The organism is Amycolatopsis sp. NPDC000009 (assembly GCF_055563465.1).
In genome coordinates, this window is sequence record NZ_JBVHDI010000019.1 from 23,255 (window position 1) to 40,844 (window position 17,590).

At 68.9% G+C, this 17,590-nt stretch carries 18 protein-coding genes; 11 read left to right on the forward strand and 7 right to left on the reverse strand.

The features are described from left to right. Positions 1 to 361: 361 nt before the first annotated feature. Positions 362 to 2,152: a hypothetical protein gene (locus ACZ3HL_RS34740; protein ID WP_465535533.1), complete on the reverse strand. Its 1,791-nt coding sequence runs from the start codon at positions 2,150 to 2,152 to the stop codon at positions 362 to 364. 110 nt (positions 2,153 to 2,262) lie between these two features. Here ACZ3HL_RS34740 and ACZ3HL_RS34745 point away from each other — a divergent pair, with 110 nt between their 5' ends. The 3 genes from ACZ3HL_RS34745 to ACZ3HL_RS34755 are packed head-to-tail and all read left to right on the forward strand — an operon-like array spanning position 2,263 to position 3,973. Next, positions 2,263 to 2,616 (forward strand): cupredoxin domain-containing protein, encoded by a 354-nt coding sequence (locus ACZ3HL_RS34745; RefSeq protein WP_465535534.1) that lies wholly within the window; start codon positions 2,263 to 2,265, stop codon positions 2,614 to 2,616. Beyond that, on the forward strand, positions 2,613 to 3,830 hold the full coding sequence (locus ACZ3HL_RS34750) for a hypothetical protein (protein ID WP_465535535.1): 1,218 nt from the start codon (positions 2,613 to 2,615) through the stop codon (positions 3,828 to 3,830). Before ACZ3HL_RS34745 ends, ACZ3HL_RS34750 begins: the two co-directional genes overlap by 4 nt. Further along, positions 3,827 to 3,973: a hypothetical protein gene (locus ACZ3HL_RS34755; RefSeq protein WP_199745523.1), complete on the forward strand. Its 147-nt coding sequence runs from the start codon at positions 3,827 to 3,829 to the stop codon at positions 3,971 to 3,973. The genes ACZ3HL_RS34750 and ACZ3HL_RS34755 overlap by 4 nt, the downstream gene beginning before the upstream one ends. Positions 3,974 to 4,296: 323 nt before the next feature. Here the strand turns inward: ACZ3HL_RS34755 and ACZ3HL_RS34760 are convergent, their stop codons facing one another. Next, a complete protein-coding gene (locus ACZ3HL_RS34760) occupies positions 4,297 to 4,863 on the reverse strand; it encodes a TetR/AcrR family transcriptional regulator (RefSeq protein WP_465535536.1) in 567 nt (188 codons plus the stop codon). 93 nt (positions 4,864 to 4,956) lie between these two features. Between ACZ3HL_RS34760 and ACZ3HL_RS34765 the strand changes: the two genes are divergently transcribed. After that, the gene (locus ACZ3HL_RS34765; RefSeq protein WP_457954596.1) at positions 4,957 to 5,241 is read left to right on the forward strand and encodes an antibiotic biosynthesis monooxygenase; all 285 of its coding nucleotides are present in this window, start codon (positions 4,957 to 4,959) and stop codon (positions 5,239 to 5,241) included. Further along, complete coding sequence (locus ACZ3HL_RS34770) at positions 5,238 to 5,816, forward strand: DUF2867 domain-containing protein (protein WP_465535538.1); 579 nt, start codon at positions 5,238 to 5,240, stop codon at positions 5,814 to 5,816. Before ACZ3HL_RS34765 ends, ACZ3HL_RS34770 begins: the two co-directional genes overlap by 4 nt. Before the next feature lie 364 nt (positions 5,817 to 6,180). Here ACZ3HL_RS34770 and ACZ3HL_RS34775 read toward each other — a convergent pair whose 3' ends face one another. Then, positions 6,181 to 6,627 (reverse strand): winged helix-turn-helix transcriptional regulator, encoded by a 447-nt coding sequence (locus tag ACZ3HL_RS34775; RefSeq protein WP_465419317.1) that lies wholly within the window; start codon positions 6,625 to 6,627, stop codon positions 6,181 to 6,183. Between the two features lie 89 nt (positions 6,628 to 6,716). On the opposite strand from ACZ3HL_RS34775, the gene ACZ3HL_RS34780 reads away from it, so the two are divergent. From ACZ3HL_RS34780 to sigJ, 3 genes are all read left to right on the forward strand, one after another. Next, positions 6,717 to 7,898, forward strand: coding sequence for a thiolase family protein (locus tag ACZ3HL_RS34780; RefSeq protein WP_465535540.1), 1,182 nt, complete (start codon positions 6,717 to 6,719; stop codon positions 7,896 to 7,898). Next, on the forward strand, positions 7,895 to 8,929 hold the full coding sequence (locus ACZ3HL_RS34785) for a 4Fe-4S binding protein (RefSeq protein ID WP_465535541.1): 1,035 nt from the start codon (positions 7,895 to 7,897) through the stop codon (positions 8,927 to 8,929). Before ACZ3HL_RS34780 ends, ACZ3HL_RS34785 begins: the two co-directional genes overlap by 4 nt. Before the next feature lie 101 nt (positions 8,930 to 9,030). Further along, the gene (sigJ, locus tag ACZ3HL_RS34790) at positions 9,031 to 9,918 is read left to right on the forward strand and encodes an RNA polymerase sigma factor SigJ (protein WP_465535542.1); all 888 of its coding nucleotides are present in this window, start codon (positions 9,031 to 9,033) and stop codon (positions 9,916 to 9,918) included. A 72-nt stretch (positions 9,919 to 9,990) separates the two neighbouring features. On the opposite strand, the gene ACZ3HL_RS34795 is transcribed toward sigJ, so the two are convergent. Then, positions 9,991 to 11,070 (reverse strand): glycoside hydrolase family 5 protein, encoded by a 1,080-nt coding sequence (locus ACZ3HL_RS34795; RefSeq protein WP_465535544.1) that lies wholly within the window; start codon positions 11,068 to 11,070, stop codon positions 9,991 to 9,993. A 177-nt stretch (positions 11,071 to 11,247) separates the two neighbouring features. On the opposite strand from ACZ3HL_RS34795, the gene ACZ3HL_RS34800 reads away from it, so the two are divergent. Further along, positions 11,248 to 12,000 carry a PIG-L deacetylase family protein gene (locus ACZ3HL_RS34800; protein ID WP_465535546.1) on the forward strand — a complete coding sequence of 251 codons (753 nt, stop codon included), beginning with the start codon at positions 11,248 to 11,250 and terminating at the stop codon, positions 11,998 to 12,000. Here the strand turns inward: ACZ3HL_RS34800 and ACZ3HL_RS34805 are convergent. Next, positions 11,989 to 12,552 carry a CGNR zinc finger domain-containing protein gene (locus ACZ3HL_RS34805; RefSeq protein ID WP_465535547.1) on the reverse strand — a complete coding sequence of 188 codons (564 nt, stop codon included), beginning with the start codon at positions 12,550 to 12,552 and terminating at the stop codon, positions 11,989 to 11,991. The two genes, ACZ3HL_RS34800 and ACZ3HL_RS34805, sit on opposite strands and share 12 nt — an antisense overlap. Positions 12,553 to 12,787: 235 nt before the next feature. Further along, on the reverse strand, positions 12,788 to 13,684 hold the full coding sequence (locus tag ACZ3HL_RS34810) for an LLM class flavin-dependent oxidoreductase (protein WP_465535548.1): 897 nt from the start codon (positions 13,682 to 13,684) through the stop codon (positions 12,788 to 12,790). Positions 13,685 to 13,811: 127 nt separating this feature from the next. On the opposite strand from ACZ3HL_RS34810, the gene ACZ3HL_RS34815 reads away from it, so the two are divergent. Beyond that, the gene (locus ACZ3HL_RS34815) at positions 13,812 to 15,077 is read left to right on the forward strand and encodes a family 1 glycosylhydrolase (RefSeq protein ID WP_465535687.1); all 1,266 of its coding nucleotides are present in this window, start codon (positions 13,812 to 13,814) and stop codon (positions 15,075 to 15,077) included. Here ACZ3HL_RS34815 and abc-f read toward each other — a convergent pair. Next, complete coding sequence (gene abc-f, locus ACZ3HL_RS34820) at positions 15,061 to 16,683, reverse strand: ribosomal protection-like ABC-F family protein (RefSeq protein WP_465535550.1); 1,623 nt, start codon at positions 16,681 to 16,683, stop codon at positions 15,061 to 15,063. The genes ACZ3HL_RS34815 and abc-f overlap by 17 nt on opposite strands. A 271-nt stretch (positions 16,684 to 16,954) precedes the next feature. Between abc-f and ACZ3HL_RS34825 the strand changes: the two genes are divergently transcribed. Beyond that, a complete protein-coding gene (locus ACZ3HL_RS34825; RefSeq protein ID WP_465535552.1) occupies positions 16,955 to 17,563 on the forward strand; it encodes an Rv1733c family protein in 609 nt (202 codons plus the stop codon). The last annotated feature ends 27 nt before the right edge of the window (positions 17,564 to 17,590 follow it).

The window sequence follows — 17,590 nt, forward strand, 5'->3', positions numbered from 1 at the left end:
TGTGCGCACGAAGACCACCCCATCGAAACTCGCTGTAACCCAACCCCCGAAGCGGAAAAGTAACCACATGTCGCGGTAACCGCGCAATGACTCGCCAATACCGATCGTGCACAGCGGATGCCGTCGCGTGGTCAGCGGCTACTTTACGTCTCGCAGACGTCGCCCTGTGTCACCGTTTCGGCGCGCGGACCGGCAGCACGGGCGGTGTCCTGGGTATTCAAGGGAAGCGGGCTTGCAAAAGCCTTGCGCGCGATGATGCCCAATCGATACGTGCGACGAAGTGAGAGCAAAGCGTTTCGTCCTCTGAATGCGGTAGTTGCACACGCAAGTACCGCATCCGGAGGACGAAACGCGGGAGAAGTCAGCCGACGGAGACCTCGCGCCGCCGCGCGGTGGCCGCGGCCGCGTAGAGCCACGCGAACAGTGCCCACATACCGGCGAAGATGAGCCCGACGGTCACGTACGCGACCGTCCACAGCACGGCGGGCGTGTCCGACTTCCGCTCCCGCTGGAGGAACTCGATCTCCGACATGAACGGCCGCGTGCCGGACGTCGCCTCGATCGACGGCGCGTTCGCGGCCGGATCGGCGGGCGCGTAGATCGGAGCGAGCCCCATCACCCGGTTCGGGACGTGCACGCGGATCCCGGTCTTCCACTGCCCGAACACGGGCAGCGGCTGGGCGGTGCGGTACACCCCGTCGCCGATCTTCTCCAGCGGCGCGGTGTAGAAGTCGCCGCCCTGCCACGCGAAACCGTTGAGCCACACGGCGTCGTCGGCCAGATCCGGCCGCGAGATCGTCACCGTCGCGTCGACCCAGCGCGGTGTGCCGCCACCGTGCGGGTTCGAGATCGGCAGCCCGGTCGCGGCCTCGGTCAGCCGGACGTCGGCGGTGAATCCCGGTTCCGGATCCTGCGGGACCGCGACCGCCGACATCAGGGCGACCGCGCCCAGCGCACCGACGAGCCCGACCACGTGACGAGGCCCCGCCGCGGGCACCCGCGTCGCCGTCTCCTCCACGCGCTGGTACTGCCAGACACCGATGAACGCGCCCGCCAGCGCCGCGCCGGTTCCGAACAGGACGAACAGCGGCAGATGGGCGGCGGGCCACGGGTTCGGCATCAGCCACTGGGTGAACGCAGCCTCGGCGAGCATCCCGGCCGTCCCCACGAGCAGACCGGCGACGGCGGCGAACGTGTAGCCCTGCCGGTTGCGCATCGCGAGGGCGACGACCTCGATGATCAGCGCTTCGGCGACGTACGGCAGCAACGACGCCACGTGCAGATCGGCGAACAGCGGGATGACGGCGAACGAAGCCCGGGACGCGAGGAAGACCGCGAGCACGATCAGCGCGCCGCCGGGTCCCCAGGACAGTCGCCCGTAGGTCAGCGTCCAGGCGCCGATCAGGCCGACGAGCACGACCTGCGACAGCATCGGGAACTGCGGGACGCCGAGGTCGAACTCCATGAGGAACGCCGAAGCACCCATCATCCAGGCACCGGCGAGCACGGGGCCGAGCAGCCGCACGACCGGCCCGGTCGCGCCGACCTGACGCGCCTCCCCGAGCAGCAGTTGCAGGCCCAGCACGACACAGACACCGCCGCCGATCATCAGGACGTGCGTCGGCCCCCATTCGGTGACGTCCTGGCCGAACAGGCGGTGCCACACGTCGTCGAGCGGGAACCCGGCGATGCCGACCAGGCCGGTCGCCATCATCTGGATGGAGCCCATCGGCGCCCGCCAGTGCGGGCCGATCTTGAACGTGCGCTTGGGCAGGTCCTTTGTCGCGAGGGTCGCGCTGAGCACGCCGCTGGCGAAGATGCCCATCAGTCCGAAGTAGATCGGGTAGTGCGACGGGTTCGCGAGCGGACCTTCGTCGCGGCCGAGTTCCATGTGGATCGGCACGTCCCAGTAAACGCCGATCAGCGCCGACATCCCGGAGAGGAAGGCGACGAACATCGGCAGCGCCGCCCACCGCGGCAGACCGCTGAATTCACCCATCCAGTCCGCGACGCGACCGAAGACCGTCCGCTTCCCCGCTCGCTCGCGGAGCACGAAGAGGGCCAAGGGCAGGAAGACCGCGGTGAACATCAGGCCCGCGATGACGATCTGCCCGAATTGCGCGCCGCCGGCAGGCGGGCTCTCCTGAGCCATGAACACCGTTCTCGCCTTCCTGCTAACCTAAGTAACTGTTACCTTGGGGTAACACGATAGGCGCAAGGTTCCGGGCGGGCAAGCCGGGGCGTACGACTTGGAGGACCTCGATGCGGAGGATCGGCGCGATCACCGTGGCCGCACTGCTGACCGTGACCGGCTGTTCGGGAACGGCGCAGGACCCGGCGCCGAGCACCGGCACCCGGACCGTCAAGTTCTCGATCACCGAGGGCAAGCGCACAGCGGGGCCGGAGGAGGTCGCGGTGCGCACCGGCGAGAACGTCGCGCTCGAAGTCACCTCGGATCAGCCGGACGAACTGCACGTCCACGGCTACGACAAGGCCGCCCAGCTGGCGCCCGGGGTTCCGGGGACGGTCGCCTTCACCGCGAACATCGACGGGATCTTCGAGGTGGAACTGCACATGAGCGGCGCGGCGGTGACCAAGCTCCGGGTGAGCGGATGATCCTGGCGCACGGTCTCGGCGGCCGGTCCGATCTGCCGGTCCCGCTCTGGCTCGCTCTCTACGCGGGAGCGGCTGCCGTCGTGGTCTCCTTCTTCGCACTCACCGTGCTTTGGAAGGAACCCAGACTCCGCGGCGCCGACGCCGGCCGCCCCCTCCCCTTGCAACGGTTCGTCGATTCCGGGTTCTCGCGGATCGCGATGCGCGTGCTCGGGGTGGTGCTCTTCGCGGGATTCCTGGCGATGGCGTGGGCAGGTCCCGGCAACTCGGCCGACAACCCCGCTCCGGCCTGGTTCTACGTCTGGTTCTGGGTCGGACTGGTCCCGCTTTCCCTGCTGTTCGGTCCGGTCTGGACGCGATTGAATCCACTGAGGACGATCGCGGCACTGATCCCAGCGCGCCATCGCGAACTCCCGGACCGGCTGGGCTACCTGCCCGCGATCGTCGGCCTCCTGGCCTTTCTTTGGCTGGAACTGGTGTTCCCGCATTCGGACTCGCCGCGGGCGATCGCCCTGTTCGTCACCGTGTATGCCGTTATACACATTGCTCTCGGCGCGGTGTTCGGTCCGCGCTGGTTCGACCGCGGTGACGCCTTCGAGGTCTACGCGCGCCTGATCGCGGCCCTCTCCCCTTTCGGCAGGCGGGCCGACGGGCGCCTGGTGATCAGGAATCCGCTGGACGGCCTGCTCACCGTCTCCCCCGCGCCGTGCCTGACCGCGCTGGTGCTGGTGGTGCTCGGCTCGACGGCGTTCGACGGTCTCACCCGGCTTCCGTTCTGGGCGTCGCTGGACGCCGGTGTCCTCGGCGGCACCGCCGGGCTCGCGGCCTGTATCGCGCTCACCTACGGCGCCTATGCGGGCGCCATCAGCCTGACCAGGCCGTATCTGCGCCGGGGGTTCGACCCGTATCCCGCGTTCGCGCCCTCGTTGATCCCGATCATGGTCGGCTACACGGTCGCGCACTACTTCTCGTTCGCCGTGTTCTCCGGGCAGCAGGGCTTCGGCCGCGCGATCGATTACACGGTCGTCTCGGCAGGCGTGATCGCGCTCGTGCAGATCGCCGGGATCGTCGCCGGGCACGTGCTGGCCGTAACCTCGGCACATGACCGTTCCGTCGGCGTGCTGCGCGCGAACTACGTCAAGGTGGGCCAGTACCCCATGCTGGCGCTGATGATCGGCTACACCGCGCTCGGGATCGCGCTGGTCTCCGGGTCATGACCATCGCGGCGCGAGTGGTGATGATGCACCAGGGCGGCTGGGACGAGATCCTCATCTTCGTCGGCCCCGTGGTGATCATCGGGCTGCTCATCTACGTCGCGCGCAAGCAGGTCCCGACTACGCCCGAGGATGAGGACGACTAAGGGGGACGTAGTCACCGCCGGCCAGCGCCGCGGCGAGCTCGGGGTATGTGGACGCGCTTCCGGCGAAGCGACCTTGGACGACACGGATGCAGGCACCGTCCAAGGGAAGGACGAGCACGAACTTCGAGCCGCGATTTCCCCGCAGGACGGCTCCCTGATCTCCCGCGCGAACTCGCGCTGATCGTCCCGCGTCAGGTCGGTGTCGATGGTGGCGCGTTCGCCGGTCACGGGATCCAGCGCCTCGACGTCGACCGCCACCTGCCCATTCCGCGGCCTTCATCGCCTGAAGCTCGTGCAGGAAAGCCAGGAGCCGTCGGCCCGCCTCAAATTCCATGACCGGGCCCGCCGCCGAGAAGGAGTGCTCCGGCCAGTTCGGTGACCTCTTCCCGGGTGCGGCCGCCGTGGTCGGCGGCCATGAAGTGCTTGCCGATCAGGAGCGAGAACGCGAGCAGACAGCGGGCTTCGACCTCGTCCTCGTCGGCGAAGATCTCGCGCATGAGGGAACGCAGGTAGTCCATCCGCTGGTTGTCGACCCGGCGGAGCCGTTCGGCCACCACGGCGTCGCGCCGGGCCCAATCCCGGATGGCGAGGTCGATCGGCAGGAGACGATCCCCGGCGAGCAGACCCGCGCGCCGGATCTTCGCCCTGGCGTCACCGCCTTCACTCTCCACGCTCTCGAAGAGCAGGTCCGTGCTCATCCGCTCCCAGGTGGCGAGCATTCCCTCCAGCAGCGCGCCCCGATCGGCGAAATGGCCGTAGAAACCGCCCTTGGTGACGCCCAAGGCTTTCGCGAGCGCCTCGACGCGCACGGCGTCGGGACCTCCGGTGGCGAGGGCGTGCAGCCCCGCGTCGATCCAGGCGCTCGGCGGGGTCCGGGTTTCGGCGGCCATGGGATCACCGTATCTCCCGTCACTCCGGCACCACGAGGACGATATATACGCTACCGTATAGATGGCGGAAGTTCACTGGGAGGAACAACGACGATGACTGTCGGATTCGTGGCCACGCATTACCCGCACACCGATCACCACGACGAATTCGTCTCGCGGGTCCGGCGGGTCGCCGAGGCCTTGCGCTCCACTCCGGGCTGTCTCGCCGCCGAATGCTGGGTGACCGCCGCGGGCGACGCCGTGGTGTCGATCGTGCGCTGGGAATCCGAGGCGGCACAGGCGGCCTCGATGCAGGCCCTGGCATCGGCGGACGTGGACGTCGCCTTCGACGACCGTGAGGTCCGCCCGCGCGAGATCGTCCAGCTGGTGTCGGCATGAAACTCGCGAACACGGCCCACACCACCCGCTCGTGGCGGATCCACGAAATCGCCGGCGACTTCGACCTCGAAGACGTCTGGGCACTCGGAACGCCCGGCGGGCCGGACGATTTCGGCAAGCTGGTCAAGCAGTTCTCGTCGGGGAATTTCCCGGACGGGGCGCCACTCCCCGTCCGGGCGCTGTGGGCGCTGCGCTGGAAGCTCGGAAACCTGCTGGGACTGGACGAACGAACCTCCGGTCTCGACACCCGCGTCGGATCGCTCCGCGGCAAGCTGCCGGAAGACCTCCGCGACACACCCACCGGCCCGGACGACGACTGGCTGCCGTTCACCCCGCTTTACCGGCTCGACGACGAATTCGCCGCCGAAATGGCGAACCGGACCATGCACGGCGTCCTGCACATCGCGTGGGTCGAAGACGGGCAGGGCGGACATCGCGGTCAGATGGCGGTGCTGGTCAAACCCAACGGGCTGTTCGGCCGGGTGTACATGGGATTCATCAAGCCGTTCCGGTACCTGATCATCTATCCGGCGCTCATGCGGATGATCGCGCGGGAATGGACTGCCCGCTCCTGATCCCGACCTCGTGAGTGGTTAGGACGGTTAGGGCCAAGAGTGTCTTAGGTGCCTACTGGATGTGGCGCCAGTTGGTCGTGTGTCCGTGAAGGGCCCCTTGCCTACCTTGACAGTAGGCAAGGGGCCCTTCACGGAATACGCGATCGCCACCCGCAGCCCCGGCAGCACCACTGGCCCCAGCAGTCACAGCGGCGGCGGGTGAAGGCCCCCTACCCTCGGCTGAGCCAAGGAAACTCGACCTTCACACCGTGCCAAGCACAGGAAGGACCCCTTCACTGCGCCTAGGTATAGGAAGGGGGCCATCACATAGTGGGACCAGGCACGTCTCGTGAGTGGTTAGGACGGTTCTAACCGTCCTAACCACTCACGAGGCCTTGGTGCGCCTGCTGCTCCGCACCAGCGTCATGTCCTTCTCCCGCACCGGTTCTCGGCAGTGCGCGCAGACGGTCTCCGGCGCGAGGACCTCGCCGCACGAATGCCGCCACACCGTCGGCGGCGGCCCCTCGGTGACGTACGCGTCGCCCCACGCCATGAGGTTCAGCAGCACGTGGTTGAGCGCGTGCCCTGCCTCGGTGAGCACGTACTCGTAGCGTGGCGGATGCTCCTCGTAGAGCCGTTTTTCGAGGATTCCCGTCTCGACGAGTTTCCGTAGCCGCGCGGTCAGGATGTCCCGGCTCGCCCCCGTGTTGCGGACGATCTGGTCGAACCTCCGCGCACCGAAGAACACTTCGCGCAGCGCGAGCAGGCTCCAGCGCTCCCCGATCACCTCCATCGCGTTGGCGATCGAGCAGTCCCTCGGTCCTTCGGTCATGCGACCAGCGTAAACCCAGTGAGTCTTGATTTCCAACCCACTCGATGCCACAGTGAGTTGGAAATACCAACTCACTACTGGAGGCAGCCGTGCACGACGCGGTCATCGTCGACGCCGTCCGTACCCCGATCGGCAAGGGAAAGCCCGGTGGCGCCCTGCACGGGGTCCATCCGGTCCAGCTGCTCGCCCACACGGTGCGCGCTCTCGTCGAACGCAATGGCATCGACCCGGAGCTGATCGACGACGTGATCGGCGGCGCGGTCGACCAGGTCGGCGAGCAGGCCCAGAACGTCACGCGCTGGGCGGCCCTCGCGGCCGGCCTGCCGGAAAGCGTGCCCGCGACCACCGTCGACAGGCAGTGCGGAAGCAGTCAGCAGGCCGTGCACTTCGCCGCGCAGGGGGTGATGGCCGGCGCGTACGACATCGTCATCGCCTGCGGCGTCGAGTCCATGAGCCGCGTGCCGATGTGGTCGAACGTGCTGCCGGGCACCGATCCGCTCGGCCCCGGCGTCGCCGAGCGCTATCCGGAAGGCCTGGTGCCGCAAGGAATCAGCGCGGAACTCATCGCCGCGAAGTGGTCGCTCAGCCGCCAGGCGATGGACGAGTTCGCGATGGCCTCGCACCGGAAGGCCGCCCGGGCGCATGAACTCGGGCGGTTCGCGAGCCAGATCGTGCCGATCGAGACACCGTCGGGCCGGGTGTCCACCGACGAGTCCGTCCGGCCGGGAACCGACCTCGAAACGCTCGCCAAGTTGCGCCCGGCGTTCCAAGATCCGGCTGTCGCCGCAAGATTCCCGCAGATCGACTGGTCGGTGACCGCGGGAAACAGCAGCCCGATCAACGACGGCGCCTCCGCCCTGCTCATCACCTCCAGCGAAACCGCCGCCCGGCTGGGCCTCCGCCCGCGCGCCCGCCTGCACAGCTTCGCCGTCACCGGATCCGACCCGCTGCTCATGCTCACCGGGGTCATCCCAGCGACCGAGAAGGTGCTGCGGCGCGCGGGGCTGAGCCTGGCGGACATCGACCTCTTCGAGATCAACGAGGCGTTCGCCAGTGTCGTGCTGGCGTGGCAGCAGGAAACCGGGGCCGACCCGGCCAAGGTCAACGTCCACGGCGGCGCGATCGCGCTGGGCCATCCGCTCGGTGCGAGCGGGACCCGCCTGATGGGCACGCTGGTCAACGCACTGCACCACCACGGCGCCCGGTACGGCCTGCAGGCGATGTGCGAAGGCGGCGGTCAGGCCAACGCGACCATCCTGGAGGCGTTGTGACCGGCAGGCTCCCCAAGAAGCTGGCGGAGCATCCGTCGGTCCAGGCCGTGCTCGCCAAACCGCGGGACAAGCCGTCGCCGGTGATCGACGCGGCCTGGCTCAAGGAGATCTGCCTCGCCGCCGGCGCCGACGACGCGGCCGCGGTCTCGCTCGACCATCCGGATCTGCCGGGCGAACGCGAGCACGTCGAGCGTGCCCTGCCCGGCACCAAGACCCTCGTCTCACTCGTGGTGAGGATGAACCGTGACGACGTCCGCTCCCCCGCCCGCAGCGTCGCCAACCAGGAGTTCCACCGCACCGGCGAGATCATCAACGAGGCCGGGCACACGATCGTCCGGACGCTGCAGGACGCCGGATACCGCGCGATCAACCCGTCCGCGACGTTCCCGATGGAGATGGAGCACTACCCCGGCCGGATCTGGGTCGTCGCGCACAAGACGGTCGCCGTCGCGGCCGGTCTCGGCGCCATGGGACTGCATCGCAACGTCATCCACCCGAAGTTCGGCAACTTCGTGCTCCTGGCGACGTTGCTCGTCGACGCCGAGGTGTCCACCTACGGCGAGGCCCTCGACTACAACCCTTGCCTGGAGTGCAAGCTGTGCGTCGCCGCCTGTCCCATCGGGGCGATCTCGAAGACCGGCGAATTCGACTTCCTCGCCTGTTCGACGCACAACTACCGCGAGTTCATGAGCGGCTTCACCGACTGGGCCCAGACCGTGGCCGACAGCGAGGACGCCGCCGACTTCCGGTCCAGGGTGACCGACTCGGAGAACGTGTCGATGTGGCAGAGCCTCGCGTTCAAGCCGAACTACAAGGCCGCGTACTGCATGGCGGTCTGCCCGGCGGGCGAAGACGTGCTCGGCCCGTACCTCGAAGACCGGCGCGGCTTCCTCGGAACCGTCGTGAAACCGTTGCAGGACAAGGTGGAGACGCTGTACGTGCGAGGAGGATCGGCGGCGAAGGCCTACGCCGAACGCCGCTTCCCGCACAAGCCGGTGAAGGAGGTCGACGGCGGCTACCCGCGCCGGTAGAGCCCCTACCCCTCACCCGAGGGCACCCGCGACTGAAGGCCTGTCACATCCTCGCTGCCCCACGCGTCAGGGTTACGACTGATCGATGAAGGATGGGGACCGTGGACGAACACGACTGGCTGGCGCGGCGCTTCGAAGGGCACCGGACGCATCTGAGGGCGGTGGCGTACCGGATGCTCGGTTCGCTGAGCGAAGCCGACGACGCCGTGCAGGAGGCCTGGCTGCGGCTGAGCCGGTCGGACTCCGGCGACGTGGACAACCTCGGCGGCTGGCTGACCACCGTCGTCGGCCGGATCTGTCTCGACATGCTGCGCTCACGCAAGTCGCGGCCCGAAGAGCCGGTCGGCGCGCAGCTCCCCGACCCGATCATCGGCCGTGAGGGCGGAATCGACCCGGAGCACCAAGCTCTGCTGGCGGACTCGGTCGGCCTGGCGCTGCTGGTCGTGCTCGACACCCTGGACCCCGCCGAGCGGCTGGCGTTCGTGCTGCACGACATGTTCGCCCTGCCGTTCGACGAGATCGCGCCGATCGTGGGCCGGTCCTCCGCGGCGACCCGGCAGCTCGCCAGCCGCGCGCGCCGCCGTCTGCAGGGCTCGCCGACGGTCCCCGACGCGGATCTGAGCCGTCAGCGGGCGGTCGTCGACGCGTTCTTCGCCGCCGCCCGTGGTGGCGACTTCGACGCGCTGGTCTCGGTGCTCGACCCGGACGTGATCCTGCGCGCCGAGGGCGGCGCGGCGCCGGCGGGAACGTCGCGTTTCGTGCGCGGGGCGGCCACGATCGCGAGCCAGGCGCTCATGTTCCGGGCGGCCGGCGAGGGCGGGGAGCTGCGGCCCGCGCTGGTCAACGGCGCGGCCGGGATGGTGGTCACCAAGGACGGTGTCCCGACGACGGTCTTCGCGTTCACCGTCGTGGACGGCAAGATCGCGGCGATCGACATCCTGGCCGATCCGGACCGGCTCGCCGCGCTGGACTTCGAACCGCTCGGCTGAGGTGTCAGGAGAGGGTCGTTCAGGACGAAAAACGTCCTGAACGACCCTCTCCTGACGTGCGCGCTGCCGGGATCAGGAGGTCGGGAAGTTGTCCGCGGTGCGGATGCGGTCCCGGATCCAGACACCGGCGGGCTTCAGCGGAGCGGTGCCGGTGAACGAGCTGCCCGAGCAGGTGCCCGGCTTGAACACCGCGCCCGAACGGCTGTCGTCGGAGAAGTTCCAGTTGGTCCAGCTGATCTTCTTCGACGCGAGGAAGTCGAGGTACTTCTGCGAGTTGGTGAAGTCGTTCCCGCCGTCACCGCTGGCGGTCTGGGTGCCGAACTCGGTCACGAACAGGGGGATCTTGCTCGCGGCGCGGCTCAGCGCGTTGAAGTACTCGGTCTTGTGCGACGCCGCGTAGAAGTGGAACGTGTACATGAAGTTGCTGGCGCGCACCGGGTTGTTGATGATGTCGGTCTCGTTCCGGCCGTCGGAGATGCCGAGCGAGCCCCAGCCGTGCGTGCCCACGAGCACGACGCCGTCGGAGTCCTGGGCGCGGATGACCGGGATCATCTGCTCCGCGTAGCTGCGGACCCGGTCCCAGCTGACGTTGTTGGGCTCGTTGGCGATGTCGTAGATGATGTTGGTCTTGTCCTTGTGCCGCTGGGCGATCTCGGTGAAGAACGTCTTGGCGCGGCTGAGGTTGGCGTTCGGGTCGCCGGGCGTGAGCTGGTGCCAGTCGACCAGGGCGTACATTCCGCGTTTGGTGGCCTCTTCGATGTAGCCGTGCACCATGTCGGTGAACTTGCGCGGGTTGGTCTCGTAGCCGCCTTCCTGGATGTACATCGAGATCCGGAGGACGTCGGCCTTCCAGTCGTTGGCCAGCGCGTCGAGCGAAGCGGTCTTCACGCACTGGCTGAACCACTGGATCCCGTGGGTGCTCATGCCGCGGAGCTGGATCGGCTTGCCCGCGGAGTTGCAGAGCTGGAGGCCGCAGACCTTCAGCTGTCCGTTGATCGCCGCCGGGCTGCCCGGCGGCAGCGCGGCGGCTGCCTGCGTTGCGGGCTCTGCCGCGGTCCCGGTCGCCATCGAGGTACTCGCGGCCGCGACCGGTGCCAGCAGTCCGGCGGCCAGTGCGGCCGTCACCCGGAGACGGATCTTGTCCCAACGCATTCGGCTTCTCCTCTCGCGTCGACGGCACCGACGTTGGCGCGCCGACGGTCAGGGCGGCGGAGTTAAATAGGAAACTTTCCTTACTATTGGAAAGTAAAGGGAAGATTACCCACAGGGTCGACGGACGGTCAAGGGTCCACCACCGTCCGTTCCGGCGGCTTCGGGCATGCTCGGAGCGTGACGACCATCGTGGCCTTCCACGCCCACCCGGACGACGAAGCCCTGCTGACCGGTGGCACCCTCGCCCGCGCCGCCGCGGACGGCCACCGTGTCGTCCTCGTCGTCGCCACCATCGGCATGCGGGGCGCGGACGCCCCGCGGTGGGCCGAACTCGAGGCGAGCGCGAAGGTGCTGGGCGTCGCGCGCGTCGTCCATCTCGGCTACGCCGGCAGCGGTCACGGCGCGCTCCTCTACCCGGATCCGCCGGGCTGGGTCCGCTTCGTCCGCGCGAGCACCGGCGAAGCGGCGGCCCGGCTCGTGGCGATCCTGCGCGAAGAGAGGGCGTCGGTCCTGCTGAGCTACGACCGCAACGGCGGCTACGGTCACCGCGACCACGTCAAGGTGCACGAGGTCGGCAGGCTGGCGGCGGAACTCGCCGGCGACGTCCGCCTGCTGGAGGCCACGATCCCCCGCGACGTCGTCGCACGCCTGGTGAAATCGGTGCGCCTGTCGCGGATCCCGTTCCGCTACGACGTCGACGCGCTTCTCCACGCCTACAGCGCCAAGTCCGAGATCACGCACACCTTCGACGTCCGGCGCTTCGCGCGTCAGAAGCAGGCCGCGATCGCCGCCCATTCCTCGCAGATGGAGGGGAACGGCAGGCTCGCGCCGCTGATGCGCGTGATCACCCGGTTTCCGGCGCCGCTCTTCGGCATGGTGTTCAACCGCGAGTGGTACGTCGACGCGACACCGCCGGGCTCACGCTCCTGAGCGGCGGGCGCGGTACGCGGCGGCCTTCACGCGGTTCTGGCAAGCCAGCCCGCAGAACCGCTTGATCTGCGCCTGGCTCGCGTCGATGTACACCTGGTCGCACCGCGGCGCCGCGCACAACCCGACGCGATGCGGGATGTCGTCGCCGAGCGCCGCGGCCACGGACACCGCGAGACCCGCCGCCCACTGCTGGACGAGATCGGCTTCGGGACCGTGGAACCGCAGCTGCCAAGACCGTTCGCCGTGGCGATGCAGGGACGGCCGGGCCTTGCTGTCGACGAGCATCCGGTTGAGCAGCCCGGCCGCCAGGTCCGGTTCCCGCCGGGACAGCGACTCGATGATCTCCCGCAGGCGCGACGCGAGATTCCGCAGGCGCTCCGCGGTCAGGAGATCGACCTGGCCGTTCCCGGTTCCGAGCGCTTCGGCCGCGGCCCGGACCAGGCCTTGCCCCTGGAGCGCCGGTTTCGGCCTGCCGTGGACATGCTCCCCGGTCAACGCGTTGACCAGGGTGACCCCGGTTTCCAGCCGGACCGCGTGGTGCTCTTCAGCCATTCCACCCCTCCCCCGAACGTCACTGGTTCGCAGGACGCCCGCGGTGACGCTACCAAAGGCGAGCGGTGCCGCAAGGGCGATGAAGTCTTTCGGAGCAACCGGATCGTACGACAGGCGGAGCCTGAGTCCACTGTGGACGGTGCGTGCCAGCGGTTCGCCGTGACCAAGCCCGTGCCGTGAAGGACTCCTTGAGGGACCCAGAGTCCCTCAAGGAGTCCTTCACGGACTCGACCGCCTACTGAGGCGGGCCCGCGTCCACGATCTTCTGCGAGAGCTCCAGCGGGTCGAGATGCATCAGCGACTCCATCCACCACGTCATCCCCGCCTGCCCCAGCGCGGGCAGGTCGACCTTGATCGGCTCCTCCCACGCCGGGCTCGCGTTCCCGGCGACCGCCACGTCGAAGGGGCGGCCCGGTTCCAGCCCGGCGACACCGAGCGCACGGTGGGTCTCCGCGATCTCCTCCGCGGTCGGCGTGTGATCCTCCGGATTCGGGAAGATCCCGTCGCACAACGCCGCCCGCCGGACGACGCGCGGGTTGTCGGTCGAACTCGCCACCCAGATCGGGATCCGGAACGGCTCGGGCGGAGCTTCGGCGAGCGCGACCTGATAGTGCGCGCCATCGTGGTCGAAGCGCCTGCCGGACCAGATCGCGCGGATGACGTCGAGCCCCTCGTCGAACATCGCCGACCGGGTCAGCAGGTCGGTCTGCTCGCCGAACCGGCTGAAGTCACCGGATTCGTCCGATCCGAGCCCGGTCCCGAGGATCAGCCGCCCGCCGGAGAGCCTGCTGACCGTCGACGCGTGCCGCGCCACCACCCACGGCCGCCGGCGCGCGGGCGGGGTGATCATCGGGCCGAACAGCAGCCGGCCGGTGGCGTGCGCGATGGCGCCGAGCGTCGTCCACGGATCCGCGATGGGCATGGTGTCCGCGACGACGTGGTCCCACAGGAAGAACCCGTCCCAGCCCGCCGCCTCGGCGCGTACGGCGAGGTCGACGAGCACGCCGGGCTCACCGAACGGGCCGAAAGGCGGTAGATAGACGGCGTGCCGGACCGTGCTGCCGGTCAAGTCGATCAACTCCCCAACGTCATCGTCGAAGTCCCCGGACGGCCGCTTGTTTACGCCGTTCACCCACGTTAGCGTCCCGAAGATGGCGGACGCTGGTGAACGATCGACGAAGTGGCCGGAGCATCGGGAAAGGTTACGCCGGGTGGTGTCCTCGGTGGTCGCCGTCTCACTATGCGCGACACTCTCCGCGGTGAACGCGTCCGCATCGCAGGACGACGGCTGGTCCCGGGACTTCTACTGGGGCGTGGCGTCGTCGGGATATCAGTCGGAGGGCAGCGCTCCGGACAGCAACTGGAAGCGGTTCGTGGACCGTTCCGCCGGCAAGGACGGCGTCGACGAATACCGCGACTCCGTGGACTTCCGGCACCGCTACGCCGACGACATCCGCCTCGCGGCCGGCCTCGGTGTCAACACCTACCGCTTCGGCATCGAATGGGCTCGAGTCGAGCCTTCGCCAGGACGGTGGGACGAAACCGAGCTGGCCTTCTACGACGACGTGCTCCGCCAGGTCCGGGCCGCGGGCATGACCCCGATGATCACGCTCAACCACTGGGTGTACCCGGGCTGGGCGCTCGATCAGGGCGGCTGGGCCGAGTCGCGGACGGCCGACGCGTGGCTGGAGTTCAGCCGGAAGATCGTCCAGCGCTACGCCGGGCAGGACGTCCTCTGGGTGACGTTCAACGAGCCACTCATCTTCCTCAAGAACGAGCAGAAGGTCGGGGCGCTGAACGCGACGCGGTACTTCGCGGCGCAGTCCAACGTCGTCCAGGCGCACCGCCGGGCCTACGACCTGATCCACGAACTCGACCCGACCGCGAAGGTCACCAGCAACCAGGCCTACATCACCGGCGTCAACGGGATGGCCGACTGGTTCTTCCTCGACCAGGTCAAGGACAAGCTCGACTTCATCGGGATCGACTACTACTACGGCCTGAGCATCGACAACTGGACGGTGTTCGCCGCCGCCACCGACAAGTTCTGGGACGTGAAGCTCCAGCCCGAAGGCATCTACTACGCGCTGCGCAGCTACCACGACCGGTTCCCGCGCATGCCGCTCTACATCGTCGAAAACGGCATGGCGACCGACAACGGGAAACTCCGCGACGCGGACTACACCCGCGGCGATCACGTGCGCGACACCGTGTACTGGCTCCAGCGGGCCAAGGCCGACGGGATGAACCTCATCGGCTACAACTACTGGAGCCTCACCGACAACTACGAATGGGGCAGCTACCGCGCCCGGTTCGGACTGTACACAGTGGACGCACTCACCGATCCCGCGCTGAGCAGGCGCCCCACGGACGCCGTTCCCGCCTACCAGGGTCTGGTGGCGGCGGGTGGCGTGCCGCAGGGCTTCCGGCTCAAGCGCGGCCCGGGGACCTGCTCCCTCGTGGACGGGCTGAACAGCTGTCTCAATCCGGCCAAAGTGGACGGACCGCTCATGCCACTGAAGTGACCAGTTCCAGCCGCCTGCCCTCGAACGTCCGCCGCATCCGCCGGTCGTGGGTGACGACCACGAGCGCGCCGGAGTACTCCGTGAGCGCCTGTTCCATCTCCTCCACGAGATCCGGGGCGAGATGGTTGGTCGGCTCGTCGAGCAGCAGCAGGTCGGTCGTGGCCGTCACGAGCCTGGCCAGTTCGAGCCTGCGCCGCTGCCCGATGGACAGCTCCCGGACCGGCTTGCGCAGATCCGGCGCCCGGAACAGGCCCAGCGACAGCAACCTCTCGGCCGCCTCGTCTTCGTCACCGTCCCCGGCGAAGACCGCCAGCACTGTTCGAGCGTCGGCCGCGAGCCCGCCGTTCTGGTGCAGGAACCCGATCCGGCCCGCCCGCTCCGCCGACCCCGTCGACGGAGCCAGCTCGCCGGCGAGGACCCGCATCAGGGTCGTCTTGCCCGCCCCGTTGGGCCCGGTCACGAGGACGCGTTCACCCGGCAGCACGCTGAGCGACGTCCGCGGCAGACGGCCGTCGACCGACACGTCGTCCACCCTCACCACGTACTGATCGGCCTCGGTCTCCCCCGCGGCGATCCGCGCGGTGAACCGGAGCGGCTCCGGCGGCGGCGGAACACGGTCCGCTTCGAGCCGCTGGATCCGCTCGCGCGCCGACCGGATCCGGCTCATCGCCCCGTGCGCCCGGGATCGGGCCCGGAACGCGCCGGCCCCGCTGAAGGCCGCCGGAGCCTTGCGCGGGATCGCCGAGAACCGGTCGATGTTGACGTCCGCCATCCGTTCGTAGCGCGCCTTTTCCAGCCTCCACTCCTCGTACTCCCGGACCCATCGGGCCCGCGCGGCCTCCTTCGCCGCGAGGTAGCCCGCGTAGCCGTCACCATGCCGCTGCACGGTCCGGCGGTCCGCGTCGACCTCGAGGATCGTGCTGGTGACCCGGCTGAGGAACGTCCGGTCGTGGGTGATCGCGACGATCCGGCCGCGGTGCCCGCGAAGGTGGTTCTCCAGCCAGGCGACGGCTTCGTCGTCGAGATCGTTGGTCGGCTCGTCCAGCAACAGCAATTCCGGCGAAGCGGCCAGGGTGGCCGCGAGCGCCAGCCGGGACCGCTGACCGCCGGACAGGCTGCCCAGCGCGCGGCCGCGATCGAGACCCGGCTGTCCGAGCGCGTGCAGGGCGACCTCCACCCTGGTGTCTGCCTCGTAACCGCCACGGGCTTCGTACGCGGCCGTCAAGTCGCCGTACGCGGCCAGGTCTTCGGCGGTTTCGAGCGACGTCTCGGCCGCCCGCAGCCGCGACTCGAGGTCCCGGATGTCGGCCAGCGCGAGGTCGATCGCGTCGCCGACCGTGGCGGAGCCGGGCAGCTCCAGCGTCTGCGGGAGATAGCCGACGCCTCCGGGCGCGGTGACGGTCACCGTGCCGTTGTCCGCCCGGTCCCGGCCGGCGATCAGCCTCAGCAACGTGGACTTGCCCGAGCCGTTGTCGCCGATCACGCCCGCCTTCTCCCCCGGTTTGACGGTGAAGGAGACCTGATCGAGTACGACATGGTCGTCGAATCGCTTGGTGACACCGGAGAGCACGAGTTGTGTTCCGGGATTTCGATACGGGGTACGCACAGGGGCGTCCTCCTGATTCTCGCAAGGGAAGAAGGACATGCGGAAGGACGCGGCCCGGCGGAGCGGGAGGCTCTACGCCAGGGCCGCGTCGAAGGCGAGAATCACAGAGTGAAGAAAATCCCCATGGCGAAGACGGTAGCGGGGGAACGCGGACGGGCAAAACGAATTAAAGGCTGTGTACGGTTTCACAGAGTGGTCTGTGTCCCCATACCGCGACAGCGGCGCCTCGGTGACCGAGAATCGAAGGTGGAGGTTTTCGCGGTCTGAGGGAATGGGGTTCCTCGTGCACGGGTCCAGCGGTCCGGTCGCCCGGTTCTGGCGGCGGCTCTTCCCAGCTCGCAATTCGCTGGCCCGCGGCTCCGATCGGTTCGAAGCCTTCGTACTCAAGCTCGTCGTCCTCGCGGCGCTGCTCGCCATCCCGGTCGCGGCCGCCGTCGGTTCGGCCAACCACGGCAGGCAGGTCGCCGCGGCCGCCGCCGACACCACCGGACGCACACCCGCGACCGCGTATCTGCTGACGGCCGCGCCGGTCCGCATCGTCGACAGCGAGAGCGTCGGAACCGGCGACCCCACCACCGCGGCGACCTGGACCGACTCGCGCGGCGCGCGCCACACCGGCAGTGTCCTCGCGACGCCGGGCAGCCCCGCCGGATCGGCCGTGCCGATCTGGATCGACGCCCGAGGCGAGCTCACCACGGCGCCGAGGAACGCGTCGACGGCGGTGTTCGATTCCGTGCTCGTGGGCCTCTGGCTCTGGTTCGCCGTGGTGGCCGCGCTCGTGCTGTTCCACCGCGTCGTCCGGCTGGTGCTCGACCGGCAGCGCGCCGCGGCCTGGGAGCGCGCCTGGGCGGTCTACCCGCGGTCCGGTTCCTGGCCCTGATCCCTGCGGCGAGGGCAAAGCGCGTCG

What these genes read in the sequence shown, in the direction of transcription:
- ACZ3HL_RS34740 (WP_465535533.1), bottom strand. Translation starts at nt 2,152, where the DNA reads ATGGCTCAGGAGAGCCCGCCTGCCGGCGGCGCGCAATTCGGGCAGATC.
- ACZ3HL_RS34745 (WP_465535534.1), top strand. Translation starts at nt 2,263, where the DNA reads ATGCGGAGGATCGGCGCGATCACCGTGGCCGCACTGCTGACCGTGACC.
- ACZ3HL_RS34750 (WP_465535535.1), top strand. Translation starts at nt 2,613, where the DNA reads ATGATCCTGGCGCACGGTCTCGGCGGCCGGTCCGATCTGCCGGTCCCG.
- ACZ3HL_RS34755 (WP_199745523.1), top strand. Translation starts at nt 3,827, where the DNA reads ATGACCATCGCGGCGCGAGTGGTGATGATGCACCAGGGCGGCTGGGAC.
- ACZ3HL_RS34760 (WP_465535536.1), bottom strand. Translation starts at nt 4,863, where the DNA reads ATGGCCGCCGAAACCCGGACCCCGCCGAGCGCCTGGATCGACGCGGGG.
- ACZ3HL_RS34765 (WP_457954596.1), top strand. Translation starts at nt 4,957, where the DNA reads ATGACTGTCGGATTCGTGGCCACGCATTACCCGCACACCGATCACCAC.
- ACZ3HL_RS34770 (WP_465535538.1), top strand. Translation starts at nt 5,238, where the DNA reads ATGAAACTCGCGAACACGGCCCACACCACCCGCTCGTGGCGGATCCAC.
- ACZ3HL_RS34775 (WP_465419317.1), bottom strand. Translation starts at nt 6,627, where the DNA reads ATGACCGAAGGACCGAGGGACTGCTCGATCGCCAACGCGATGGAGGTG.
- ACZ3HL_RS34795 (WP_465535544.1), bottom strand. Translation starts at nt 11,070, where the DNA reads ATGCGTTGGGACAAGATCCGTCTCCGGGTGACGGCCGCACTGGCCGCC.
- ACZ3HL_RS34805 (WP_465535547.1), bottom strand. Translation starts at nt 12,552, where the DNA reads ATGGCTGAAGAGCACCACGCGGTCCGGCTGGAAACCGGGGTCACCCTG.
- ACZ3HL_RS34825 (WP_465535552.1), top strand. Translation starts at nt 16,955, where the DNA reads ATGGGGTTCCTCGTGCACGGGTCCAGCGGTCCGGTCGCCCGGTTCTGG.